We start from the raw sequence: 25,158 nt of genomic DNA, 5'->3' as shown, positions 1-25,158 counted from the left end.
CGGCGGTCATCGACGCGCGGCTTGCCCCGCGTGTCGGTCGGGAAATGCGGTTCAAGCCGTTCAAACTGCCCGTCATTCAGCCAAAAATATCCCTGATCCACCCAAGATCTCCTCTCGGGGATCTTGAATCAGGTTTCGCGGCCGATGGGAACCCCACTTATGGGTCCCAGCCCTAGGGTGAGAACCCGCGTCAGGGCTGGCGGCTACGACCCAGAGTCGGGCATAAGCATGCCATACGATCACGCTCGTAAGCAGACGGTCGCAGTTCAGTCAGCAAAGACAGTGAGGCCAACTTCTCGCGACCCAGCCCACCGGGTCACCAGTTCAAGCGTCGCTGCCTGGCTAGAGTTGCACCTTCAAGAGCTGGCATCCAGCGCAGGCTCGGCGCCATTCGCCGCATAGTCCGAAATCTTTGAATCCACCAAAATATAGTTCTTTATAACTTCCTCAAAGGATCGATATGCATTTAGCCGCCCCCAAGCTTGGCGCTTGTAAGGAATGTAATTTTTCAGAACCTGGTAAGTCCGCAAAAGACCCGATTTTCGCTGCCTGAGAATGATATTTCGATCCATCGAATTGGACAGAAAGTTGATTGAAATATACTCCAGCATACTCAGAAGAGACATGATCAGATCATCGTCTTTTTGATTTATTTCCTTTGGATTGACCATGGTGTGATTTTCGACATAACGCATGATCAGCGCGTTTGCTTCACTGAATTTCCGATTGGTCAGCAATGTGACCATGACCTGCATCGTAAAAGCTTCCCGCTGCGCCTTGATCGGCAACGCATAATCGTCAGGCACTATTCGGCTCGACGGGCTTTCCCCTTGAAATACCGCCCAGATTTTATCGTTCAACTCCAGCATCTCTTGCGCATAGCTTAAAAGATAGCTGCCGTCTTGCGTCAGCCGGACCATGCCGCCCTTGCCCCGCACCAACAATGGTTTGCCGGCGATGGTCTCCAGCCGTTGCATCTGCATAGAAACGGCCGATTGCGTCCGCCCGACGATTTCTCCGGCACGGGTGAAGCTTCCAGTTTCGGCGATGTGGACGAAGCTGCGGAGCAGGTCGAGGTCGAGATTACCGGGGCGACTCATGCCATTCATGTCGTTGATCCAGCCTATCAAGGCAATTCATTTCACACGGTCGATACTTATCAATACAAGTGATAGGAGTTGATTATCTCTTACGGTATCTTGAGATGAGAAGAAAATGCATTTTCTTTCTCTAGAGGAATTGAGCAGCGTGCCATATTTTTCGACGGTTACACTGAAGCGCTTTGCCGTCATCTCGTTGGTCATGCCGCTTCTGGCGGCTTGCGGCTACAGCATGAACCAAAATTCCCTTATTGAGAGCGTTGTACAGACGGTTCCGCTAGATAATGGCAAGACCCTCAACGTGGGGTACAAGCTGCCAGATACTGCTGCGGAATGCCAGTTGGTCAACGAGAGCAGCCGTAACTGGTCTCTCGCGCAAACCGTTGGACAGTTCAAAGCGGGCGGCGGTCGCCAAGTATTGCAAGAAGAAGCGGTCGATTCCATCAAACAGCGACCGCAAGACGGCATCAATTATGTTGACTTAACGATCCCCAACGAAGCATCCGTCGGCATCATCAACGTGACCGCCGCGCGGGATGCCAAAACCAGCTACTTCCGTTGCGCCAATCCTCCGCAGCCGCGTTAAAGCCCGTTTCTACCTCTCTGGGATTCACAGCGCCTCTATCGACCTCAGTCGGGACGGTTCAATTTTTTGACCGAAGATCAACCTTCGTTTTCAAAGGAAACTTGCATGCGCTTTTTCAACCAAGCCGCTACTAAAATGCTGGCGGTCGCCTTCATAGCCGCCGCGATCGGCCTCAGCGCTGGTTTGGCGATCGCTGCCCAGCCTGACATGCAAGGCGCACTCGACGCGCTGAAGGGGGCCCAGGCTCATCTGAATCGTGTCACGCAGGACAAAGGCGGACACGCCAATACCGCCAGAAAGCTGGTTTCGGAAGCGATCGATGAAGTCCAGCAAGGCATCGCATTCGGACACGCCAAGGGCGAATAGAGTCCTAAATTCGTCCGAACACCACAAGGAAAAGGACATTTCTGTCCTTTTCCTATTCTAAACTAAGCATTAGTCGCATCTTTCAAGGAAAATGAAGATGTCCAAAATACTCTTGCTTGTTTTTATTATTATAGCATTTTCTTCGTTTCCCCAAATGACAAGGGCATCGGACGCACCGGCCGCTTCGGCACCGGCCGCACCCGCGTCAGACGCGTCCGCCAAGCCGGCAAAAGCAAAGAAGACCAAGATGGCAAAAAAGGCGGCAGACTCCTCCGCAAGCGCCTCTGCCAAAGCGCCTGCGCCCCAGAAATAGCGGCATCGATTTAGGGCTGGGAGCCTTGTCGCTGCCAACGGGCGATCCCCTTCCGTTCGGATCCTTCCCTCCGAACGGCCGGTTCCTACCCCTCGAGGAACGCCATCAGGTCGCGCATGAACCGTTCGCGGTGGGTCACGAACAGGCCGTGCGGGGCTCCTTCGTAGATCACCAGCCGGCTGCCCGGAATCAGGGCTGCCGTCCGCTCGGCGGTGAAGGCCAGCGGGGCCGACACGTCGCTGTCGCCGTGGATGATCAGGGTCGGCACGTCGATTTCGGCCAGCTCGCGCCGGAAGTCGGTTTCGGTTACCGAGCGGTTCGTGTCGATCTTGGCCTTGAGCCCGCTCTGCAGGCATTGCTCGATCAGGCAGCGCATCATCTCGGGCGAGACGCCGGTCGTCCTGGGCAGGAAGAATGGCTCGGCATTGTCGACGAGCCACTTCGGCGTGTCCGCCAGCAGGACCGCGCGGACCTCGTCGAAACAGGCGCGCTCGATCCCGTCCGGGTTGTCGTCGGTCTTCAGCAGGAAGGGCAGGGTCGGGGCCAGCATCAGCACCCGGGCAACGCGGTCGGAGCCGTGGCGCGTCAGGTAGCGGACGATCTCGCCCGCGCCCATGGAATGGCCGACCAGGGTGATGTCTGTCAGGTCGAGCTGGTCGATGATCAGCGCCAGATCGTCCGCGAACGTATCGAAATCGTAACCGTCGCCCGGCCGGCCGGAGCAGCCGTGGCCGCGCCGGTCGAACGCGACGCAGCGGAACCCGGCTTCGACCAGCGGGACCATGTGCGGCTCCCACATGTCGGAATTCACCGCCCAGCTGTGGAGGAACAGCACGGGCCTGCCGCTGCCCCAATCCTTGTAGAACAGGGCGGTATGGTCTTCGGTCTCGACGAACGACATGACGTCTCACTCCTCGTTGTGGTGGAGGAGTGATAGCGGCCGGCCCGTCGGGCGGTCGATTACCCGGCAGGTAACGGCCGGACGTCAGTCGTGATATTCGTCGCGGATCGCGATGATGTCGTCGAGCAGGTCGAACATCAGGTCGACCAGGTGCGGATCGAAATGCTTGCCCTGTTCGTCGCGGAACAGTTTCAGCACCTTGTCCATCGGCCAGGCGGCCTTGTAGCAGCGCTCGCTCGCCAGCGCGTCGAACACGTCGGCAATTGCGGTGATGCGGCCATGCAGGCTGATCTCGTGGCCGCGCTTGTTGAACGGATAGCCGCCGCCATCCCATTTCTCGTGATGTTCGAGCGCGATGATCGCGGCGGTCTGCAGGATCTCGTGGTCCGAGCCCTTGAGGATGTCGTAGCCGACATAAGCGTGGGTCTGCATGATCGCCCATTCCTCCGGCGTCAGCTTCCCGGGCTTGTTGAGGATCGCATCCGGAATGCCGACCTTGCCGATGTCGTGCATGGGCGAGGCATATTCGAAGATCAGCGCCTCACGCTCGGTCATGCCGGCGGCGCGCGCCAGCAGGCGTGAGATCTTGGCGACGCGGCGGACATGGTTCGCGGTTTCCTTGGAGCGGGTCTCGACCACGCCGCCCAGGCGATAGATGATTTCGCGCTGGGCGTCCTCGATCGCTTCCTTCAGCTGGATATTCTCGAACGACACGCCGATGTTGCGCGCGAAGATGTCGAGCTGCTGGCGATCCAGTTCCGAGCGGGGCTGGTAGCCGCGCAGGTACAGGATCTTGTCGGCGCCGGCGCGCGCCTTGAACACGCCGACATACTCGTCGCCGAAATGGGCGCTGTAGGCCGCCTTGTGGCAGGCATCGATGCGCTCCGCCGTTTCGGGCGGCAACGCGCCGTCGATCGGCAGGCCGCGCAGATGTTCGAAATGGGACGTGCTGGCCAGCACCGTCAGCTTGCCGACGGTGCCGGTCGCGGTCAGCGCCTGGATGCCGCCCGCGGGCTCGTGGCCGTGGATCGCCAGCAGGGCCGCCAGTTCGTCCAGCACCGCCTCGGTGAATTCCTCGATCGACTGCAGGCGGAAGATCCGCTGCGAGGCATCGATGATGCGCTCCAGCCCGCGCTTGCTGCGCTCGATCGTCATGATGTCGCGATAACCGCGCAGGCACGCATACATCAGGGTCGACAGCTTGCCGGCGGTCAGCTCGGTCTTTTCCTTGTAGTCGTTGATGTCGTAACGCGCGATGACGTCGGCCTCGGGTGCCGCTCCCGGCTGGCCGGTGCGCAGCACGATGCGCAGGGTCGAATTGCACAGCTCCTCACGGATCCGGCGCACCAGCTCCAGGCCGGCATGCTCGGATTCCATGACCACGTCCAACAGCAGGACGGCGGTGTCGGGATTGCTCTCGGCGGCCGCGAAGGCTTCCGCGGCCGAATGGGCATGGATGAAGGTCAGCGGCCGGCCGTCGAAGCGGAAATCGACCAGCGCCAGCTGGGTGACGTCGTGTACGTTCGGTTCGTCGTCGGCGACGATCACCTTCCACCCGATCGCAGGCTCCTGGCCCGCGACGGTCACGTCCTCGTCGATGAAGGCGAGTTCGTCGTCAATCATGCGTCACTCCGTTCCGTCTTGACCGGAATCGTAATCATGAATTCGGTACCGACATCCGGTGCGCTCGTGCACAGGATCGTTCCGCCCAAGGTCTTGGTCACCAGGTTATAGACGATGCTCAATCCGAGGCCGCTGCCACCCTGGCCGCGCTTGGTGGTGAAGAAGGGCTCGAAGATGCGGCGCCGGACGTCCGGGCTCATGCCGATGCCGTTGTCGCGATAGATCACGACCGCCGCCTCGGTCTTGCGCGTGACCGAAATCGAGAGATGGCCATGCTGGCCCGGTTCGAAGCCATGCAGGATCGAGTTCATCACCAGGTTGCTGACGATCTGCCAGATCGCCGACGGCGTGGTCTCGAGCTTGACCGGATCGGGCGAGTCGACCGTGACGTCGTGGCCGGCCTTGCGCAGTTCCGGCCGCAGGCTGGTCATCACGTCGTGGATATATTGGCCGAGTTCGACCACGCGGATCGCCTCGCTCGACTGGTCGACCGCGACCTGCTTGAACGAGCGCACCAGCTCGGCGGCACGACCGAGGTTCGCTTCCAGAATGTCGGCCGAACGGGCGGCGACCTCGACGTAGCTCATGAGGTCGGATTTCTTCAGCTCACCGGCCTCGACTTTCCGCTGCAGCCGGACCGTCGCCTGCTTGAGCGCGCTGGCCGCTGTGACGCCGACGCCGATCGGCGTGTTGACCTCGTGCGCGACACCGGCCACGACCGTGCCGAGCGACGCGAACTTCTCGCGCTCGACCAGTTCGGCCTGGGTCGTCTGCAGCACTTCGAGCGTGCGGTTCAGCTCGACGTTGGCGTCGGTCAGCTCCGCCGTGCGCGTGGCGATGATGTCTTCGAGATGGTCCTTGTATTGCGACAGCTCGTGCTGGGCGATGCGCTTATCGCGCGCCTCGATCGCGGCCGAGGCGACGGCGGCGACGGCGCCGACGAAGCCGATCTCGTCGGCGGTCCATTCGCGTTTGTCGCCCTGGTGCTGCACCGACAGGATACCGCCCAGCTTGCCGTCGATCTGCAGGGCCACGTCGATGGCCGAGCGATAGGGCGGCGCCATGTCGTGGCCGACCAGGATCTCGCGGCTGCGCGGGTCGGTCCAGATGTCGCTGATGGCGACGACCTTGTCCCGATGCAGCAGCGAAAGGTATTCCGGGATGGCGGCCAGCGGCCAGCTCTTGCCGGTGGTATGGCGCAACCCGTCGGGCTCGAAACTGTCAAGGCAATGCATCTCGCCGCCGACCTCGTCGATCCGCCAGGCGCCGGCCCGCGAAACGTCGAGCCCGATGACCAGGGTCTCGGTCACGGTCTGGAACACGTCGATGACCTGGACGCCGCGCATCGTATCGTCGCGCAACAGGTCGGCCAGATGCTGGTTCTCGCGCCGGATGCGCTCCTCGTCGCGCTTGGACGTGGCATAGGCGGTCGAGAGGTTCGTGCGCATGGTGTTGATCGACTGGACCAGCTGGTCCAGCACGTCGGCGCGCCGGCGGCGCGTCCGCTCCAGCTGCAGGTCGGGCGTATCGTCGTCCGCGATGTCGAGCCGCTGGGCATATTCCGCCATCCGGTGCAGGTGACGGGTGACCGTCAGCTGGAACAGCACGAGCGCGAAGCCTGCGATGGCCGCGGTCTTGATGGCGTTTTCCAGCAGGGCCGACAGCGCCTTGTCGACCAGGCGGCGATAGACGTTGTCGAGGCTGGCCGTCACCTCGAGCACGCCGATCTCAACCGACTTGTCGCGGTTCTGCTGGATCAGCGGCACGCGATCGGACAGCGGGTAGCGTGCGCGCGTCGAGCCCGACGACCATTTGACCTTGCCGTTGACCTCGACCGACAGGCGCTCGATGTCGGGCAGGCGCGCCAGCCCGTCGAGCTGCGTGCGGATCAGCGCATCGTCGAGGATCCAGACGCTGTTGGTCAGGATCGGCAATTGCGAGGTGCGGATCTCGACGAACCGCTCCCGGATGCCGCGCAGGTCGATGTTATATTCGATGACCAGCTGGGTGGCGGTCGTCAGGAATGTGACCAGCATCGAAAACAAGATGATCGCGAAGGTCAGCCGGCTCGCGATGCCGCCGCCCGCGAGCACGGCGGCGCGCGTGCGTCCGGCCTGGCCCGAGAGCCAGCTCGCGCCGAACGTACCGCTGGAGGCGTCGTCGCTCAGCATGCGGTTTCAGCCTTCGGCCAGTCACGGCGGCAAGGACGAACCCGGCATCGATACGGCAAACGTGCGGATCTGGAAGTGCGTGCGGAGTCCATGGCGCCGCATCCTGGCGCGAGATTGCTCAATAATTGGTTACGACGGCGCCCGCTTCGGGCGTTCATCGAAAATTTTGGTTAATTCCCGCTTAATCCTTGTGTGGGGCAATGCGGCCTCGCAAAATAATGGTGCGAGGGCGTGCCGAAATTAACCGTTGGACAGGCGCCTTCGTCGTTTCATGAGACCGTGCGCAACGTCGACACGGATGCGCACAGGCTGGAATATGGCGTTTCCGTCCGGCATCGCGCCTGTGGAAATGCGAAGGCTTTTGGATGAAGGCTGGGTGATGCTGGAGCAGTACCGCGAACGGGTCAAAGGGACGACGATCGACCCGGGCACTTTATTGTCGACGGATTATTTCAATCTCTTCAATGAAGTGATCATGCTGCTGGGCATGCTGGGCGATATGCCCGACATGCTGGACGAGGTCACCGGCTGGAAGTTCAGGACCTACGAACAGCATTTTGCCGAGAGCGGGCTTGCTTTCGCGTCGCTCGCGATCGAGGCCTATCCGTATTCGCCCCCTTCGGCGCGCGAGCATTTCGAGCGGACGATCCAGCGGATGCACGACACGGTCGAAGAGGCGAAGATGGTCCTGGCCGATGCGCGCGACCAGGGCGACGCGGAGATGCTGGCCGATCAGGCGATCAACTATTCCATGATGCTGCAGCAGATGGTCGATACCGGTTCCGCGATCATCCACGGCATCGACGGCATCATGGACCAGAGCGCCATCGACGACCTGTTCTAGGATCTCAGCTCTTGTCGGGCTGCCGGGCGAAGGCGGAGCTGACCAGTTCCCACGGCTTCTCGACGATGAAGTTGCGGGCGAGGAACCGATAGAGTTCCTTCATCAGCGCCTCGTTGTCCGGCGAGCGGTCGACCTGGATGGTCGCGAATTTCACGATGATTTCGTCCCATAGCATCATGCGCTGATGGAGTTCGTCGCGGCTTTCGCGGATGAATTCGATCTGGCGGACCAGGTTGCGCAGCAGACTGACGATTTCGCCGGACATGCCGTCGACCTGGTCGAAGATGCCCTGAAGCTCGGTCAATGGCCGGCGGATCAGGTTGGTGATCCGGCTCAGATCCTCGATCACGGTACGGTCGCGCCGATAGATCTTCTGGAACGCGGTGATGGTTTCGCCGATTTGCCTGATGGTGCCGAAGCGTTCGCGCAGCGCCTCGATGTAGGACAATTCGCGCGCCAGCTGGTCGACGCGGTCGATGACCTCCTGCTTGCGTTCGGGGGGCAGGCCGATCTTGACCGCGATGTCGGAAAAGGCGGCGTTGACGCGCTGCTTGATCGCCGGGTCCTCGGCCAGCTGCATAAGCGCTTCCTGGTCGACGATCACCGTCTCGGCCCCGGTCAGCCAGGACGAGATCTGCATCGTGATGCGCCCTTTGGCGATCTCGATATGCCTGTCCTCGACCGACCACGAAGCCGTGCCGTCGAGGATTTCGCGAGGGATCGAGTCGCCGGGTCGAATGGTTTTGACGAACTTCAGCCCGGCAACGACCTTGTCGAGCATCGGCCCGTCGATGCTCTTGTCGAGCTCGAACTCGATCCGCAGCGACTTCAGGGGGATCACCGCCGCCAGCTCGGCCAGCTCGACCACGAGCGAGGGTTCGCCGTCATTTGCCATGACGAAGCGGGTGTTGGTGGTTTTGAACACCGAATGCTCGAACGCGAAATGAGTGCTGCGTTCCTGCGACGGAGGGTTTTGCGGCAACTCGTCGGCTGACATGCGGTTTACGACTCCGAGGAATAATCCAGGCTTACATTGAGTCCTGCCCATTGCCCTGGCAAGCGCCGTTCGATCGTGCGGGATGGGAGGACGAGAAATCCAGCGGTTCGTTCCTTTCCGAAACGTCGAACCGAGACAGTATCACGATCTGTTGAGCCCTGGCGGCCCGTCGGCTGTGATGAAGATGGGCGACCGTCCGGGCGTGGGTCAGGAAGCGAGTAGTGTGATGGCAGGTCAATCCCAACGACAAGCATTTCTGAACCGGGTCGCGTCGGCCGTGCCGCAGCATGACGTCCATGATGCGTTCGTGCGGTTCGCCAGCACACTGCTGGCCGATGCCCGGCACGAGAAGCTGTTCCGCCGCATGGCCGACCGGGCCGACATTCACCATCGCTATTCCGTGCTGGCGCCGGCCACCGACCCATCATCGCCCTCGGTCGATGCCCACGGTTTCTTTCGACGCGGGTCTTTTCCGTCGACCTCGGCGCGGATGCGGCGTTTCCAGGCCGAGGCGTTGCCGCTGGCCCTCACGGCGGTCGGCCGTCTGGGCCTGGGGCCGGCGGTGCAGGGGACGACCCATCTGATCGTGACGTCCTGCACCGGCCTCTATGCGCCGGGGCTCGATCTCGAGCTGGCCGCAGCGCTCGGGATTGAACCATCCGTCGAACGCACCATGGTCGGCTTCATGGGTTGCTATGCCGCGTTCAATGCCCTGAAGCTGGCACGCCACATCGTTCGCTCGGACCCGGATGCCCGCGTGTTGATCGTCAATCTGGAACTCTGCACCCTGCACCTTCAGGAGACGTCGGATCTCGAGCAGATCCTGTCCTTCCTGGTGTTCGCCGACGGTTGCGCCGCCGCCTGGGTCACCGGCGAACCTGGCGGACTGGCGCTCGACCGGTTCCGCACCGTGCTGCTGCCGGATACCGCCGATCTCATCACCTGGCAGGTCGGCGACCAGGGGTTCGACATGTATCTGTCCGGCAAGGTGCCGGGCGCCATTTCGCACGGGCTGCGCCCCGTCTTGCCCGAAATCCTCGACGGCGCCGTGGCGGCCGAGATCGAACTCTGGGCGGTCCATCCCGGCGGCCGGACGGTGATCGATGCGGTGCAGAGCGCGCTCGAACTTGCCTCGGGCACCCTCGATGCGTCGCGCCGGGTGCTGGCCGAATTCGGCAACATGTCGTCGGCCACGATCATGTTCGTGCTGGAGCGGCTGATGGCCGAGGCCGTGACCGGCCAGCGCGGCATCGCCCTGGGTTTCGGGCCGGGGCTGACCGCCGAGACCCTGCTGTTCCACGCGGCATGACCGCGCCCGCCTCGGTGCCGCTCGACTTCGGCCGGCGTTCGCCCGCGCTGGAGTTGATGGATACCGAGGAGTGCGGCGTGGCCGAGTTCGAGGCCTGCCTGGTCGATCTGGCCAAGGTCAATCGGGTGACGAACGCCTACCGGCCGACCTTTCTCTGGCTCGACCGCCTGGTGCGTGACCGCCGCCCGACCGAGCCGCTGCGCATCGTCGATTGCGGATCGGGCTATGGCGACATGCTGCGCAAGATCGATCGCTGGGCCGTGCGGCGCGGCATCGCGGTCGAGCTGACCGGCATCGACCTCAATCCCTGGTCCCGCGCGGCGGCGCTGAAGGCGACGGCCCCGGACTGGCCGATCCGGTGGATCACGACCGACTTGTTCGAGTATCGGCCGGACCAGCCGGTCGACATCGTGATCAGCAGCCTGTTCACCCATCACCTGACCGACGACCAGGTCGTGCGCTTCGTTCGGTGGATGGAGACGACGTCGCGGGTCGGCTGGTTCGTCAACGACCTGCATCGCCACCCGTTGCCCTACCATGTGTTCCGGCTGTGGTCCAAGCTCGCCGGGTGGCACCGGTTCGTCCAGAACGACGGCCCGATCTCGATCACGCGCGCCTTCGTGGCCGCGGATTGGCGTCGGCTGCTGGCGCGCGCCGAGGTTCCCGCTGACGCTGCCGACGTGGCCTGGCACGTGCCGTTCCGCCTGTGCGTCGGCCGGCGGAAATGACCCGGGACCTGCTCGTGGTCGGCGGCGGATTGGCCGGCGCCGCCGTCGCCATTCCGTTGGCCCGCGCGGGCTGGCGGGTAACCGTCGTCGAGCGCGAGGCTGGGCCGCACGACAAGGTGTGCGGCGAATTCCTGTCGCGGGAAGCGATCGTCTATCTGGCAGCGCTCGGCCTCGATGTCGCGGCGCTGGGGGCCGTGCCGATCGATCGCGTCCGGCTCGCCGGGCGCCGGCACGAGGCGGTCGTGGACCTGCCCTTTGTCGCCATGAGCCTGTCGCGCCGCGTACTGGACGAGGCTCTGCTCGCCCGGGCGGCCTCGTGCGGCGTCACGGTCCGGCGCGGCCGGCGGGTCCAGACGCTCGAGCCTATCGGCGGCGGCTTCGTGGCCCGGCTGGACGATGGCACCGCGCTGACCGGCGTCCAGGCGGCCCTGGCGACCGGCAAGCATGATCTGCGCGGCCATCGGCGCCCGCCCGGGCGGCAAAACGATCTGGTGGGCTTCAAGAGCCATTTCCGCCTCGCGCCGCACCAGGCGGGGGCCTTGGCCGGCCATGTCGAATTGCTGCTGTTCTCCGATGGCTATGCCGGGCTGGAGCCGATCGAGGCCGGGCTCGCCAACCTGTGCCTGGTGGTCCGCCAGGGCCGGCTGACGGCGCTCGGCGGCAGCTGGCCGGCGCTGCTCGATCATGTGGTCCGGGCGGTGCCGCTGCTGGGCCGTCGCCTCGCCGGAGCGGTCGACGAGCAGGCGCGACCGCTGGCGATCGCGACCATTCCCTACGGCTATGTGGCGCGGCCACAGGCGGACTGGCCCGGGCTGTGGCGGCTGGGCGATCAGGCCGCCGTCATCCCGTCCTTCGCTGGCGATGGCATGTCGATCGCGCTGCACAGCGCGGCACTCGCCGCCGGCCATCTGCTTGCCGGCCGCCCCTCGACCGAGTTCCAGGCCCGTCTGGCGGCCGACGTCGGCCGTCAGGTTCGGCGCGCGACCCTGCTGTCCCACGCGCTGGTCCGCCCGGGCGGCCAGGGCGGACTGCTCCTGGCGGCACGGCTGATGCCCGGACTGATGAGCCTCGTCGCCAGCGCCACCCGTGTCCCCGCGCCCCTGCTGTCGGTGCAGCCCTGAGGTCGGATCAATGCCGCGAAAAATCCCGCAGATAGTCGGCCGAAAGCTGCGACTTCAGCACCTTGCCGACGGCGGAGCGGGGCAGGGACGGGGCAAAGAGCACCCGGCGCGGGCTTTTGTGTCGCGGCAGGACGGACAGGGCCAGCTCGATCAATTCCGCCTCGGTCGCCGCCATGCCCGGACGGAGGACCACCTGGGCGACCGGCACCTCGCCCAGGCGATCGTCCGGCACGGCGAACACGGCGCATTCCGCGAGCGCCGGATGGCGCAGCAATACGGCCTCGATCTCGCCCGGATACAGATTTTCGGCGCCGGACACGATGATGTCCTTGGAACGCGCGACCAGGGTCAGGAAGCCATCGGGATCGAGCGCGCCGCGGTCGCCGGTGGCAAGCCAGCCGTCGTGCCAGGGGAACAGCGGCGTTGCCGGATCGCCGCCGACCAGCTCGCCCAGCAGATGCGGGCCGCGTGTTGCAATCTCGCCGACCAAATGCGACGGCAGGAACGTGCCGTCCGGTCCGCGCACCGCCAGCTCGACCGGCGGCGGTGCGCGCCCGACGCTTGCACGCCGGTCGGCCGGATCGCTGCCGCGCCGCACGGTCAGCAGGCCGGTTTCCGACAGGCCGTAATGCTCGACGACCTCCACCATCGGCAACAGGGCGGCAAGCCGATCGGCGAGGTTGGGTGGCATCGGCGAACCGGCGTGGCAGACGAGCCGGAGCGAGGCAAGGCGCTCGGTCGTGGCACCAGGGTCCTCAAGCAAGTCACCGATCTGGGTCGGTACCAGGAACGCTGCCGTCACCTGATGGCGCTCGACGGCGGCGACAAACTTGGCGGCGGACCATTTGCTGCCGAGGATTGCCGCAGCGCCCCGTCGCCACGCGGGGGCCAGCCAGCAGAACAGGGCAGCCGTGTGGAACAGGGGTGTCGACACAAGGACGCGATCCGTCGCCACGAGGCCGAAGCCGTCGGCCGCGAGATCGGCCGTGACCAGCCGGGCGCGATGGCTGACCAGTACCCCCTTCGCCCCGCCGGTCGTGCCTCCGGTGAACAACAGGGCGAGCGGCGCGTCCGGACATAAGTCGAGTTGCGGCCGGCCGGCCGATCCCGTTTCGAGCCAGGCCTGCGCATCCCGATCGAGATCGACGACAGGGACGCTTGCCGATTGGAACCCGCTTTCGGCGAACATCAGGCGCGGACCGGTCTGGACGAGGGCCGCCTCGGTCTCGGCGGCCGTCGCGCGGGTCGAGAGATGGACCAGGACCGCCCCGGCCCGCGCGGCGCCGAGCGTGATGATGCCGCAAGCGATCCGGTTGCGGGCGCGTAGCGCGATCCGGTCGCCGACGCCGATGGCATGTGCGATCAGCGCATGGGCGAACCGGTTGGCCGCCCGATCGAGATCGCGGTAGGACAGCGTGCCGGTCTCATCGATCAAGGCCGGACGCGGCCCGGCCCCCTCGGCGAGCGGTCCATCGATCAAATCGCCGAACAGCATCGGTCGGACCGTCAGACGCCGGAGACCCGGTCGAGCAGGCGGGCGAGCGTTTCCCGTTCGGCCGGCGCCAAGGACGCGAAGATATGCGCCTCATGCCGTGCCACCGCGGCGCGTGCGGTCTCGAACAAAGCGGCGCCCTCGTCGGTCAGGCGCAGAGCGTGGCTGCGACGGTCGCGCGCATGGGGTGCGCGTTCGACCAGCCGGCGCCGTTCCAGCTTGTCGATCAGCGGAACCACGCTGGAGCGATCGATGCCGAGCGCCGTGCCGAGCGCGGTCTGGCTCAGGCCTGGGTTGGCCGCGATCAGCGCCAAGGTACCGAACTGGCCGGGTGTCAGTTCGTACCCTGCCATGGTCTGGGCGAAATCGGCGAAGACCGCGACCTGCGCCCGTCGCAGGCGATACCCCAGCAACCCGTCGAGCACGCCGGGCACCGGCATGCCGTTTCCGCCTTCCGCGACCGCGGTATCGGCCATCTCGTTTCTCCGCCCCGTCCTAGTGTCGATCGGTCCTGCGACCTTGTTGTTTGATAGACAAACAACCGTGGCGATTGCCCTGTCAAGCCGTACCGGGTCAAGCCGTACCGGCGCCGATCAGACGACGCTCGGCGGGGCCAGCCGGCATTCGGCCCCGTCGCCCTCTTCGACCTGGAAAGTCGCGTGCGCGATGCCGAAGCGCTGCTGCAGGGTTTCGGCCGCGCGGTCGAGCAGGGCGTCGTCGAGGCCGCCGCCGGGCCGGACCAGATGGGCGGTCAGCGCCGTCTCGGTCGTGCTCATGGCCCAGATGTGCAGGTCGTGGATTTCGCTGACACCGGGCAGCTCTTTGAGATAGGCCGCCACCGCAGCGGGGTCGATGCCGACCGGCACCGCGTCGAGCGCCAGATCGAGCGACTCCTTGAGCAGCGACCAGGTGCCGAACAGGATGGTCGCCGAGATTGCCAGGCTGACGACCGGATCGAGCCACAGCCATCCGGTCAGGCCGATCACCAGCCCGGCCACCACGACGCCGAGCGAGACGCCCGCGTCGGCGGCCAGGTGCAGGAACGCGCCGCGGATGTTGAGGTCGCCCTTGCTGCCGCGCATGAACAGGAACGCAGTGAAGCCATTCACCGCGATGCCGACGGCGGCTACCCACATGACCGTATGGCCGTCGACCGGCGAGGGCTCGCCCAGGCGCCGCGCCGCCTCGACCGCGATGCCGCCGACGCCGACCAGCAGCACGACCGCGTTGACCAGGGAGGCCAGGATCGAGCTGCGCTTGAAGCCGTAGGTCCGCCGGGCGCTGGGCGCCTTCAGCGCCAGCCGGGTCGCCCACCAAGCCAGCGCCAGGCCCAGCACGTCGGCCAGGTTATGGCCGGCATCGGCGACCAGCGCGATCGATCCCGAGAGCAGGCCATAGATCGTCTCCAGCAGCACGAAGCCGAAATTGAGCGAGATGCCGACCACGAAGGCAACCCCGAAACTCGCCGGCGCATGGCTGTGTCCGAGGTGTCCATGGCCGTGGTCCTGGCTGCCGTGATCGTGGCCATGGGAATGACCGTGGTGATCGTGCTGTGCGTGGTCGCTGGGCATGGTCCGTCCGTTCGCCCCGGGGCAGGGCCGACTATGGCCGCTCGGCGAGACCGAGGAGCCATCAGGAAAAAGGGCGCGGCGAACCATCGCCGCGCCCCGGGTCGTCGGTCGGCCTGGTCCCTAGTCGACCGCCGCCGGCAGATAGATCTCCGAGCCCTTCTTGCGGAAGACGTCCGACATCTCGTCCATGCCTTCCTGGGCGATGTCGCGGATTTCCTGCGTGATCTTCATCGAGCAGAATTTCGGTCCGCACATCGAACAGAAATGGGCGATCTTGGCGCCCTCGGCCGGCAGGGTCTGGTCGTGGTACTGCTCCGCCGTCATCGGATCGAGCGACAGGTTGAACTGGTCGCGCCAGCGGAACTCGAACCGGGCCCGCGACAGGGCGTCGTCACGCAGCTGAGCGCCCGGGTGGCCCTTGGCGAGATCGGCCGCGTGGGCGGCCAGCTTGTAGGTCACGACGCCGACCTTGACGTCGTCGCGGTCGGGCAGGCCCAGATGTTCCTTGGGCGTGACATAGCAGAGCATGGCCGTGCCGAACCAGCCGATCATGGCGGCACCGATGCCGCTGGTGATGTGGTCGTAGCCCGGCGCGATGTCGGTCGTCAGAGGCCCGAGCGTGTAGAACGGAGCCTCGCCGCACACCTTCAGCTGCTTGTCCATGTTCGCCTTGATCTTGTGCATCGGCACATGGCCGGGGCCTTCGATCATGACCTGGACGTCGTGCTTCCAGGCGATCTGGGTCAACTCGCCCAGCGTATCCAACTCGGCGAATTGCGCCGCGTCGTTGGCGTCCGCGATCGAGCCGGGGCGCAGGCCGTCGCCCAGCGAGAAGGCGACGTCATACTGCTTCAGCAGGATGCAGATGTCCTCGAAATGGGTATGGAGGAAATTCTCCTTGTGATGAGCCAGGCACCATTTCGCCATGATCGAGCCGCCGCGCGACACGATCCCGGTCACGCGCCGGGCGGTCAGCGGGATATAGGCGAGCCGCACGCCGGCATGGATGGTGAAATAATCCACACCTTGCTCGCATTGCTCGATCAGCGTGTCGCGGAAGATCTCCCAGGTCAGGTCCTCGGCCTTGCCGTTGACCTTTTCCAGCGCCTGGTAGATCGGCACCGTGCCGATCGGCACCGGCGAGTTGCGCATGATCCATTCGCGCGTCGTGTGGATGTTGCGCCCGGTCGACAGGTCCATGACCGTGTCGGTGCCCCAGCGCGTGGCCCACACCATCTTCTCGACCTCTTCCTCGATCGAGGACGCCACGGCCGAATTGCCGATGTTGGCGTTGATCTTCACCAGGAAGTTCCGGCCGATGATCATCGGCTCGGTTTCCGGATGGTTGATGTTGTTCGGGATGATCGCGCGGCCGCGGGCGATCTCGCTGCGCACGAATTCCGGCGTCACGTAGTCCGGGATCTCGGCGCCGAAGCTCTCGCCGTCCTGCACGATGCCTTCCTGGCGCGCGCGGCCGATGTTCTCGCGGATGGCGACATATTCCATCTCCTGCGTAATGATGCCGGCGCGGGCATAATGCAGCTGGGAGACGTTCTTGCCTGGCTTGGCGCGCAAGGGACGGCGGGCCAGATGCGGGAATTCCCGCATGTTGCTGGCCTCGCCCGGCTTCAGGCCATTGTCTTCGGGCTTGATGTCGCGCCCGTCATATTCCTCGACGTCGCCGCGACCCAGGATCCACTCGCGGCGGATCGGCTTCAGGCCCTTCTCGACGTCGATGAACGCCCCTGGGTCGGTGTAGACGCCCGACGGATCATAGACGCGCACCGGCGGCTCGCCGGCCGACGGGTCCAGGTCGATCTCGCGCATCGCGACTCGGATTTCCGTGTGGATCTCGCCGGCCACATGGATCTTGCGTGAGGCGGGCAGCGGCCCCGTCGATACGGTGAACGCCTTGCCAGCGGTTCCTTCGGGCATTGTCTCGTCTCCAGTCGCCTAAAACTCGGGCGATCTGAATCGGGAAGACGGTGGGATTGGGAATCACGGGAGCCCGATGCCGAGGCTCTTTCCCGTCCCTCCGCCGGCACGATCCGGATCAGGTTCAGCGGGTTCCCGCATCGCCCGAAACGGGCCGGCGGTGTCTCAGCCTCCTTCGACGAGGCTCCCCTGGGATTGTGCGCTAGGCTCTGCCCGATGGGTTCGAAAGTCAAGACGGCCGGCGGCACGCCCGCGACCCCTGGTCGCGGTGCTATGGCTGCCGTCGAGGCAATTGCGCCCGACTGCCTAAGAAATATCCCCGAGTCGCCTCGATTTGGCGCCGCGACCATGGAAGCATTCCGGGTTTCCAGGCGTTGTCCCGATGTGAAAGCGATTTTTCTCAGTCCCCGATCGGGCTGGTCTCCTAATTGCACATTGGTGATGACATACCCACCTTAAGCTCTGGGAGCGCGGTGGTAATTGGGCGAATGGGGTTCTCTTCGGAGGCACGCGATGCTCGAGGGTCGGCGCTGGTACGGCGAGAACGGAACGCGGCGACGCGTTCGGAAATCGGCGGCGCCGGGTGACCAGCAGGCGCATCCGCAATATATTCTTAATCGGCACGGGCTGAGACTGGACGTGTCGGAAGAGCGGGGGCCCCCAGGGCCCCGATCGTTTCAAAAAGAAAATGGCGTTACCGCGGATCGAGGTCCGCGAAGGGATCGTTGCAAGTTTTCATCGGGTCGGCCCCGAGGCGCATCGCCTCGCCGCCCCCGCGCCGCGGACGGCCATAAGCCGCCTTCGGCGCGGTGTTTGAAACCCGATCTTCGCCGGCCGCCATCGGCCGGGCAAACGCGCGACAGGCGATGCGTCGCCGGATGTTTCGAGCGCGGGTCAAAAATTCTTCATCGGGGGTGATTTCATGCCGTCCTATGACAGTCTCTTCAACTCCTACGCCCGGTTCTATGAGAGCCAGCGAGATGTCGAGATGTCGCTTGAAGAGTATCTGAGCGGCTGCGCCGACGATCCCATGATGTATGCGAGCGCGTCCGAGCGCCTGCTGAAGGCGATCGGCGACCCGGTGGTGACCGACACCAGCCAGGATGCCCGTCTCGGCCGCATCTTCATGAACCGCACCATCAAGGTCTATCCGGCCTTCGAAGATTTCTACGGGATGGAAGAGACGATCGAACGGATCGTCGGCTTCTTCCGCCATGCGGCCCAGGGGCTCGAGGAGCGTAAGCAGATCCTCTATCTGCTGGGCCCGGTCGGCGGCGGCAAGTCCTCGCTGGCCGAACGGCTGAAGGCGCTGGTCGAGAAATTCCCGATCTATGTGCTGAAGGCCGGGAAGGACACGAGCCCGCTGTTCGAATCGCCGCTGGGATTGTTCAATCCCGACCTGTTCGGCAGCCAACTGGAAGAGCGCTACGGCATTCCGCGCCGGCGCCTGACCGGCCTGATGTCGCCGTGGGCGACCAAGCGACTGGCGGAGTTCGAGGGCGATCTCTCGCGCTTCTCGGTCGTGCGCATGCAGCCGTCGCGCCTGCGCCAGATCGGCGTCGCCAAGACCGAACCCGGCGACGAGAACAACCAGGACATCTCGTCGCTCGTCGGCAAGGTCGACATCCGCAAGCTGGAATACCTGCCGCAGAGCGACCCCGACGCCTACGCCTTCTCGGGCGGCCTCAACCGGACGACCCAGGGCGTGCTCGAGTTCGTCGAGATGTTCAAGGCGCCGATCAAGATGCTGCATCCGCTCCTGACCGCGACGCAGGAGGGCAACTACATCGGCACCGAGAACATCGGTGCGCTGCCGTTCCAGGGTGTGATCCTCGCCCATTCGAACGAGGCGGAATGGCAGACGTTCAAGAACAACCGCAACAACGAGGCGTTCATCGACCGTATTTCGGTCATCAAGGTGCCCTACTGCCTGCGGCCGACCGAAGAGCGCAAAATCTACGAGAAACTGGTCGAGACCAGCGAACTCGGCCGGGCACCCTGTGCGCCGGGCACGCTTGAGATGCTGGCCCGCTTCACCGTGCTCTCGCGGCTGAAGACCCACGAGAACTCGAACCTCTATTCCAAGATGCGGGCCTATGACGGCGAGAGCCTGAAGGACAGCGACCCGCGGGCGAAGTCGGTCCAGGAATATCGCGACGCCGCCGGCGTCGACGAGGGCATGGACGGCATCTCGACGCGCTTCGCCTTCAAGGTGCTGTCGTCGGCCTTCAATTTCGACACCCAGGAGATCGGCGCCGATCCGGTCCATCTGATGTATGTGCTGGAACAGGCGATCCGCCGGGAGCAGTTCCCCGAGGACAATGAAAAGCGGCTCTTGAACTTCATCAAGAGCGAGCTTGGGCCACGCTATGCCGAGTTCATCGGCCACGAGATCCAGAAGGCCTACCTGGAATCCTACAGCGACTATGGACAGAACCTGTTCGACCGCTATGTCGCTTACGCCGACGCCTGGATCGAGGACAGCGACTACAAGGATCCGGACACCGGCCAGTTGATGAACCGCGAGTTGTTGAACCAGGAACTGTCGAAGATCGAGAAGCCGGCCGGCATCGCGAACCCGAAGGACTTCCGCAACGAGGTCGTCAAGTTCGTGCTGCGCACCCGGGCCAGCAATTCCGGCCGTAATCCGTCCTGGACCTCCTACGAAAAGCTGCGGGAGGTCATCGAGAAGCGGATGTTCGGCCAGGTCGAGGAATTGCTGCCGGTGATCAGCTTCGGCACGAAGAAGGACACCGATACCGACAACAAACACGCGCAGTTCGTCGATCGCATGACGGCGCGCGGCTATACCGAGCGGCAGGTCCGCCGCCTGGTGGAATGGTACATGCGTGTGAACAAGGCCGGCTGATGGGGCGACCCATCGGTCCGGCCGGGCGAGGCACCGAATGATCATTGTCGACCGTCGACCGAACCCCAAAGGCAAGAGCCTCGGCAACCGCCGCCGTTTCATCGAACGGGCGCGCGCCGAGGTGAAGGGGGCGGTGATGGATGCGCTCCGCAAGCGCAAGATCACCGATACCGAAAGCGGCGAGAAAGTGTCGATCCCGACCAAGGGGATCGACGAGCCGAGTTTCCGGCACAGCTCCAGCGGCGGCAAACGCCACTATGTCGTGCCGGGCAACAAGGAGCATGTGGTCGGCGACGAAATCGAACGACCGCAGGGCGGCCAAGGCGGCAAGGGCGGCGATCCCGCCGACAGCGGCGAGGGCAGCGACGGCTTCGAGTTCACCCTGTCGCGCGAGGAATTTCTCGATCTGTTTTTCGAGGATCTGGAACTGCCCGACCTGGTCAAGAAGCGCCTGTCTGAAACCGCCTCTCCGGAGCTGAGCCGCGCCGGCTTCGCGGTCAGCGGCAACCCGTCGAACATCAACCTCATCCGCACGATGCGCAACAGTATGGCGCGCCGCATCTCGCTGAAGCGGCCGAAGCCGGAAGAGGTCAAGGAACTGGAGGACGAGATCGAACGCCTGGCCCATACCGGGCCGGACGAAGCTTGGCGCGCGGCCAAGGAGCGGCTGGAGGCGATCCAGCGGCGCACCAAGGCGATCCCGTATTTCGATCCGATCGACGTGCGCTACAACCGGTTCGAACGGGTGCCGAAGCCCAACATCCAGGCCGTCATGTTCTGCCTGATGGATGTCTCCGGCTCCATGACCGAGCGTATGAAGGATCTGGCCAAGCGCTTCTTCATGTTGCTGCACATCTTTCTGGTGCGACGCTACAAGACGGTCGATCTGGTGTTTATCCGCCATACCTCGACCGCCCAGGAAGTCGACGAGGAGACGTTCTTCTACAGCCGGGAGACCGGCGGCACGGTCGTCTCGACCGCGCTCGCCGAGATGGACCGGATCATCAAGGAGCGCTACCCGCTCGACGCCTGGAACATCTATGCGGCGCAGGCGTCAGACGGCGACAATTTCGGCGCCGACAGCGGACGGTGCGTGCAGTTCCTGTCGACCCTGCTGCCGATCTGCCAGTATTTCGCCTATATCGAGGTGAGCGAAGGCGTCGATAGCTTCGGCGACCGGCGCATGGACAAGACCGACCTGTGGCGGGCCTACGCCGAAGTGGCGCCCGCCTTCGAGAATTTCGCCATGCGTCGGGTCGGCGATCCGGCGCAGATCTTCCCGGTGTTCCACGACCTGTTCGCCCGCAACAAGGCCGCGATCGTCAACCAGGAACCGTGAGGGAGCGACTCATGTCCGACACTATCGACAAGGTCGTCCCGCTGTTCGAGGGCGCGGAGTGGGACTACGACAAGCTGAAGCTCGCGTTCGACGCGATCGAGCTGATCGCCCGCAAGGACCTGGGGCTCGACACCTACCCGACCCAGGTCGAGGTCATCACGTCGGAGCAGATGCTCGACGCCTATGCCTCGGTGGGATTGCCGCTGATGTACAAGCATTGGAGCTTCGGCAAGAGCTTTGCGTACAACGAGGCGATGTACCGCAAGGGGCTGCAGGGCCTCGCCTACGAGATCGTCATCAATTCCAATCCCTGCCTCTGCTACATCATGGAAGAGAATTCCATGACGATGCAGACGCTGGTGATGGCCCATGCTGCGTTCGGGCATAACCACTTCTTCAAGAACAACTACCTGTTCAAGCAATGGACCGATGCGTCCGGTATCCTCGACTACCTGGCGTTCGCCCGGGACTATGTCGCCAAATGCGAGGAGCGGCACGGCCTCGGCCGGGTCGAGCGGGTGCTGGATGCGGCGCACGCGCTGATGGACCAGTCGGTCAATCGCTACGCCCGCCGGGGGCTCAGCCTCGCCGAAGAGAGCAAGCGCGAGCAGGACCGCCGCGACCATGCCGAACAGACCTTCAACGATCTGTGGCGGACGGTGCCGACCCGGGAAACGCTCGAAGGGCTCGATTCCAAGGAAGTCGCGCGCCTCAAGCAGGAGACCAACCGGCATTTCGGTCTGCCTGAGGAAAACCTGCTCTATTTCATGGAAAAGCACGCGCCCAAGCTTGAAAGCTGGGAGCGCGAACTGTGCCGGATCGTGCGCAACATCGCGCAATATTACTACCCGCAGAAACAGACCAAGGTGACGAACGAAGGCTGCGCCACCTTCGTGCATTACGAGATCATGCATCGCCTGCACGACAAGGGCCTGTTGACCGACGGCGCGATGCTGGAATTCCTGCACAGTCACACCAGCGTGGTGTTCCAGCCCGACTACGACGACCGGCGCTACAACGGTATCAATCCCTATGCGCTGGGCTTCGCCATGATGGAGGACGTGAAGCGGATCTGCCTGGAGCCGACGGACGAGGACCGCTACTGGTTTCCCGAGATCGCCGGCAACAAAGATCCCTACGGCACCCTGCGGGACGCCTGGGCGAACTACCGGGACGAGAGCTTCATCCTGCAGTTCCTCAGCCCGAACCTGATGCGCAAGTTCCGCCTGTTCCGGGTGCGCGACGATGCCGCCGAAAGCAACATGCGGGTCGATGCGATCCATGACGAGACCGGGTATCGCGAACTGCGCGCCGCACTCGCCCGCAGCTACGACCTGTCGCGCCGCGAACCGGACATCCAGGTGGTCGAACTCGATATGGCCGGCGATCGGACGCTGATCCTGCGCCATGCGGTCTATGACGGCGTACTGCTCGACGAAAAGACCAGCCAGTCGGTCCTGCGCCACGTCGTCGAACTCTGGGGCTATCCGGTCCGGCTGATCGAGAGCGATGCGGTGACCGACCAGGTGCTGAAGACCCACACGCTGGCGCCGAGCGCGTAGCCGTAGACGCGGCTCTTGCTGGATTTCCGCGTGCGCGGAAATGATGGTGGAGCTGAAACGAGCGAAGCCCTCGGCATGACATTGATCAGCCGCGCCGTTCCACCAGATCCGACAGAAGGGCCGCCACGCCGAAGGCGGCACCGATCGCGCAGACCGTGGGCCAACCGCCCCAGGTCCAGGCGGCACCCGCAACGCCGGAGCCGACGGCGCCCCCCAGGAAGAACAGGCCTACGAACAAGCCATTGATCCGGCCGCGCGCCTCCGGCTGCAGCAGGTTGATCGCGCGGCGGCCCAGCGTCTGGTCGCCGGTGACGCCGACGTCCAGTAGCACGGCGCTGGCGCCCATCAGCAGAAGCGACAGCAGCGGGGTTCCGCTACCGGCCGATCCGGCCCAGGCCGCCAGCGCCAGGGCCGCGACCATGACGAGGTGGGACGCGATCGTCGCCGGCCGCGTCCAGCCCCGGTCGCCGGCGCGCCCGAACAGCGGCGTCACGACGGCACCGCCGGCGCCCGCCAGGGCGAACAGCGCGATGCCGCGCTGGCTCAACTCGAAGGGCGGCTGGGACAAGCGCAACGCGACCGCGGTCCAGAACAGACTGAAGGCCGCCATGGCGAGGCTCGCGGTCAGCGCGCGGCGACGCAGGATCGGCTCGGCGCGCAGCAGGTGCCAGAGCGAGGCGATCAGCGCCGGATAGCTGGAACGGACGACCGATCGCCGTTGCGGCAGGCGCAGTGCCAGAACGAGGGTGAGCGCCGCCATCGCGAGTGCGCTGACACCGTAGAACGCGCGCCAGCCATAGACGTCGGCGATGAAGCTGGCGACCGGCCGGGCCAGCAGGATGCCGACCATCAGCCCGCCCATCACGTCGCCGATCACCCGGCCCCGCCGGTCTGCCGGCGCCATCGCGGCGGCGATCGGGACCAGGATCTGGATCGCGGAGCATGCGGCGCCGAGCAGGAATAGCAGGACGAGCAGGGGGCCGGCAGTGGGCGCCAGGGTCGCGAGGCTGGCGGCCAGCACGGCGCAGACGAGCATGCGCACGATCAGGCGGCGATTTTCCACCAGGTCGGCCAGGGGAACCAGCAGGAACAGGCCTGCGGCATATCCCAGCAGGGTCGCCGTGGCGACGAGGCCGCTGCCGCCCGCCCCGATGCCCAGAGAAGGGCCAATCAGTCCCACGAGCGTCTGCGGGGCGAACAGGTTGGTGACGATCACCCCGACGGCGATCGCGAACAGCAGCGTCATCGGGCCGCTGATCAGATCCGCGGCCCGCTCGTCGGCCGCTGGGCGGATGATGGCTTCGGTCGTGGTCGTCATGGAGGTCCTCGATCAAAATCATTGCATATCGATGAATATGTTTATTCCAAATGCTCATCATGCTACAATTCAATGTATTATATAATGATTATGCGAGTTGAGCATGAACATCCGTGACCTGGAAGCGTTCGTCGCCGTGGTGGAGACCGGGTCGATCGTCGGGGCGTCGGCGAGGCTGAACCTGACGCAGCCTGGAGTGACGCGACGGATCCAGAACCTGGAGGACGGCCTCGCCACCGCCCTTCTCGACCGGCAGTCGAAACCCCTGAAGCCGACCTCGGCGGGCCGCGAGGCCTATGAGCACGGTCGCCGGGTGCTGCGCTCGCTCGACGATCTGCGGGCCGGCGTGGCGCCGGGGGCGGAGGTGCGGGGCGAGTTCCGGATCGGCGTCATGCCCTATCTGTCCGACGCCGCCCTGGCGCTGCCGCTCGATCGGCTGCGCAGTGAATTTCCGGCGCTGACGCTGCGCATCACCTCGGGCTGGTCGCCCCGGCTGATGGAACAGGTCGCGCGCAGCGAACTCGACGCGGCGGCGCTGTGCCTCGCCGATGGCATCAGCCCGCCGGAGGATCTGGTCAGCGAGGAGCTGGGCGTACAGGCCGTCCTGCTGGTGGCGGCGCCCGGCCTGGGCGTGCCGAAGCCGGCGAGCCTGCTGGATCTCTCGCGCTATCCCTGGGTCATGAACGAGAATGGCTGCGGCTTCCGTGCCTTCATCCGGCATCGCTTCGATGCGGCCCGGCTGCCGTTCCAGGTCGGGGTCGAGGCGCTCAGCGCCGATCTCCGCATGTCGCTGGTGGCGCGCGGCCTTGGGATCGGCGTGCTTACGCCCGGCGCCTTCGCCGACAGCCCGTGGCGCGACGCGGTCGAGGTGATCGACTGCGTCGATTTCCACCCGCAGGTGCGGTCCTGGCTGCTGCACCGGCCGCCGGCGGGCCGGCTCAGCCGCCCGATCGCCGTGTTTCGCGACGCGCTGCTCGAAGCGTTGCAGGCGCCGGGCCGTCTGCTCGCGTGAC

Annotated in this window: 20 protein-coding genes, 1 pseudogene and 1 riboswitch; of the genes and pseudogenes, 10 read left to right on the top strand and 11 right to left on the bottom strand. The window is 64.7% G+C overall.

The genetic code is table 11. The annotated features are described in order from the left end of the window. Nucleotides 1–101, bottom strand: a pseudogene (locus VGV37_RS12060) (IS5/IS1182 family transposase); the annotation flags it as partial. 255 nt (nucleotides 102–356) lie between these two features. Beyond that, nucleotides 357–1,109: a LysR family transcriptional regulator gene (locus VGV37_RS12055; protein WP_326879923.1), complete on the bottom strand. Its 753-nt coding sequence runs from the start codon at nucleotides 1,107–1,109 to the stop codon at nucleotides 357–359. 106 nt (nucleotides 1,110–1,215) lie between these two features. On the opposite strand from VGV37_RS12055, the gene VGV37_RS12050 reads away from it, so the two are divergent. Together VGV37_RS12050 and VGV37_RS12045 are read left to right on the top strand one after the other, a co-directional pair. Further along, nucleotides 1,216–1,686 carry a hypothetical protein gene (locus VGV37_RS12050; RefSeq protein WP_326879922.1) on the top strand — a complete coding sequence of 157 codons (471 nt, stop codon included), beginning with the start codon at nucleotides 1,216–1,218 and terminating at the stop codon, nucleotides 1,684–1,686. Between the two features lie 105 nt (nucleotides 1,687–1,791). Continuing rightward, a complete protein-coding gene (locus VGV37_RS12045; protein ID WP_326879921.1) occupies nucleotides 1,792–2,052 on the top strand; it encodes a hypothetical protein in 261 nt (86 codons plus the stop codon). Nucleotides 2,053–2,450: 398 nt separating this feature from the next. Here the strand turns inward: VGV37_RS12045 and VGV37_RS12040 are convergent, their stop codons facing one another. From VGV37_RS12040 to VGV37_RS12030, 3 genes are all read right to left on the bottom strand, one after another. Next, the gene (locus VGV37_RS12040) at nucleotides 2,451–3,266 is read right to left on the bottom strand and encodes an alpha/beta hydrolase (RefSeq protein WP_326879920.1); all 816 of its coding nucleotides are present in this window, start codon (nucleotides 3,264–3,266) and stop codon (nucleotides 2,451–2,453) included. An 84-nt stretch (nucleotides 3,267–3,350) separates the two neighbouring features. Continuing rightward, nucleotides 3,351–4,889 carry a DUF3369 domain-containing protein gene (locus VGV37_RS12035; protein ID WP_326879919.1) on the bottom strand — a complete coding sequence of 513 codons (1,539 nt, stop codon included), beginning with the start codon at nucleotides 4,887–4,889 and terminating at the stop codon, nucleotides 3,351–3,353. Then, nucleotides 4,886–7,060, bottom strand: coding sequence for an ATP-binding protein (locus tag VGV37_RS12030; RefSeq protein ID WP_326879918.1), 2,175 nt, complete (start codon nucleotides 7,058–7,060; stop codon nucleotides 4,886–4,888). The genes VGV37_RS12035 and VGV37_RS12030 overlap by 4 nt, the downstream gene beginning before the upstream one ends. Before the next feature lie 361 nt (nucleotides 7,061–7,421). Here VGV37_RS12030 and VGV37_RS12025 point away from each other — a divergent pair, with 361 nt between their 5' ends. Beyond that, nucleotides 7,422–7,904, top strand: coding sequence for a hypothetical protein (locus VGV37_RS12025; RefSeq protein ID WP_326879917.1), 483 nt, complete (start codon nucleotides 7,422–7,424; stop codon nucleotides 7,902–7,904). Between the two features lie 4 nt (nucleotides 7,905–7,908). Here VGV37_RS12025 and VGV37_RS12020 read toward each other — a convergent pair whose 3' ends face one another. Beyond that, the gene (locus VGV37_RS12020; protein ID WP_326879916.1) at nucleotides 7,909–8,901 is read right to left on the bottom strand and encodes a hypothetical protein; all 993 of its coding nucleotides are present in this window, start codon (nucleotides 8,899–8,901) and stop codon (nucleotides 7,909–7,911) included. Nucleotides 8,902–9,127: 226 nt separating this feature from the next. On the opposite strand from VGV37_RS12020, the gene VGV37_RS12015 reads away from it, so the two are divergent. The 3 genes from VGV37_RS12015 to VGV37_RS12005 are packed head-to-tail and all read left to right on the top strand — an operon-like array spanning nucleotide 9,128 to nucleotide 12,059. Next, a complete protein-coding gene (locus VGV37_RS12015; protein WP_326879915.1) occupies nucleotides 9,128–10,210 on the top strand; it encodes a type III polyketide synthase in 1,083 nt (360 codons plus the stop codon). Next, nucleotides 10,207–10,938: a methyltransferase domain-containing protein gene (locus tag VGV37_RS12010; RefSeq protein ID WP_326879914.1), complete on the top strand. Its 732-nt coding sequence runs from the start codon at nucleotides 10,207–10,209 to the stop codon at nucleotides 10,936–10,938. The genes VGV37_RS12015 and VGV37_RS12010 overlap by 4 nt, the downstream gene beginning before the upstream one ends. Further along, on the top strand, nucleotides 10,935–12,059 hold the full coding sequence (locus VGV37_RS12005; RefSeq protein ID WP_326879913.1) for an NAD(P)/FAD-dependent oxidoreductase: 1,125 nt from the start codon (nucleotides 10,935–10,937) through the stop codon (nucleotides 12,057–12,059). Before VGV37_RS12010 ends, VGV37_RS12005 begins: the two co-directional genes overlap by 4 nt. A 7-nt stretch (nucleotides 12,060–12,066) precedes the next feature. On the opposite strand, the gene VGV37_RS12000 is transcribed toward VGV37_RS12005, so the two are convergent. The 4 genes from VGV37_RS12000 to thiC form a co-directional block, all read right to left on the bottom strand. Beyond that, a complete protein-coding gene (locus VGV37_RS12000) occupies nucleotides 12,067–13,554 on the bottom strand; it encodes a class I adenylate-forming enzyme family protein (protein WP_326879912.1) in 1,488 nt (495 codons plus the stop codon). 11 nt (nucleotides 13,555–13,565) lie between these two features. Continuing rightward, on the bottom strand, nucleotides 13,566–14,027 hold the full coding sequence (locus tag VGV37_RS11995) for a MarR family transcriptional regulator (RefSeq protein ID WP_326879911.1): 462 nt from the start codon (nucleotides 14,025–14,027) through the stop codon (nucleotides 13,566–13,568). 117 nt (nucleotides 14,028–14,144) lie between these two features. Then, nucleotides 14,145–15,122 carry a cation diffusion facilitator family transporter gene (locus VGV37_RS11990; protein WP_326879910.1) on the bottom strand — a complete coding sequence of 326 codons (978 nt, stop codon included), beginning with the start codon at nucleotides 15,120–15,122 and terminating at the stop codon, nucleotides 14,145–14,147. Nucleotides 15,123–15,242: 120 nt separating this feature from the next. After that, nucleotides 15,243–17,057, bottom strand: coding sequence for a phosphomethylpyrimidine synthase ThiC (thiC, locus tag VGV37_RS11985; RefSeq protein WP_326879909.1), 1,815 nt, complete (start codon nucleotides 17,055–17,057; stop codon nucleotides 15,243–15,245). Between the two features lie 77 nt (nucleotides 17,058–17,134). Beyond that, nucleotides 17,135–17,258: riboswitch (TPP riboswitch) on the bottom strand. Nucleotides 17,259–17,979: 721 nt separating this feature from the next. Between thiC and VGV37_RS11980 the strand changes: the two genes are divergently transcribed. The 3 genes from VGV37_RS11980 to VGV37_RS11970 are packed head-to-tail and all read left to right on the top strand — an operon-like array spanning nucleotide 17,980 to nucleotide 22,827. Then, the gene (locus VGV37_RS11980) at nucleotides 17,980–19,926 is read left to right on the top strand and encodes a PrkA family serine protein kinase (protein WP_326879908.1); all 1,947 of its coding nucleotides are present in this window, start codon (nucleotides 17,980–17,982) and stop codon (nucleotides 19,924–19,926) included. Between the two features lie 37 nt (nucleotides 19,927–19,963). Continuing rightward, the gene (locus VGV37_RS11975) at nucleotides 19,964–21,265 is read left to right on the top strand and encodes a YeaH/YhbH family protein (protein ID WP_326879907.1); all 1,302 of its coding nucleotides are present in this window, start codon (nucleotides 19,964–19,966) and stop codon (nucleotides 21,263–21,265) included. Between the two features lie 11 nt (nucleotides 21,266–21,276). Continuing rightward, on the top strand, nucleotides 21,277–22,827 hold the full coding sequence (locus VGV37_RS11970; protein WP_326879906.1) for a SpoVR family protein: 1,551 nt from the start codon (nucleotides 21,277–21,279) through the stop codon (nucleotides 22,825–22,827). Between the two features lie 85 nt (nucleotides 22,828–22,912). On the opposite strand, the gene VGV37_RS11965 is transcribed toward VGV37_RS11970, so the two are convergent. Next, nucleotides 22,913–24,145, bottom strand: a complete 1,233-nt coding sequence (locus tag VGV37_RS11965; protein ID WP_326879905.1) for an MFS transporter — start codon at nucleotides 24,143–24,145, stop codon at nucleotides 22,913–22,915. Nucleotides 24,146–24,248: 103 nt separating this feature from the next. On the opposite strand from VGV37_RS11965, the gene VGV37_RS11960 reads away from it, so the two are divergent. Further along, on the top strand, nucleotides 24,249–25,157 hold the full coding sequence (locus VGV37_RS11960; RefSeq protein WP_326879904.1) for a LysR family transcriptional regulator: 909 nt from the start codon (nucleotides 24,249–24,251) through the stop codon (nucleotides 25,155–25,157). The last annotated feature ends 1 nt before the right edge of the window (nucleotide 25,158 follow it).

The sequence above is a fragment of the Aliidongia sp. genome (assembly GCF_035943795.1).
GTDB lineage: Bacteria > Pseudomonadota > Alphaproteobacteria > ATCC43930 > CGMCC-115725 > Aliidongia.
Note: the sequence above shows the minus strand (reverse complement) of the source record. Positions and strands in the feature narration are given on the sequence as shown.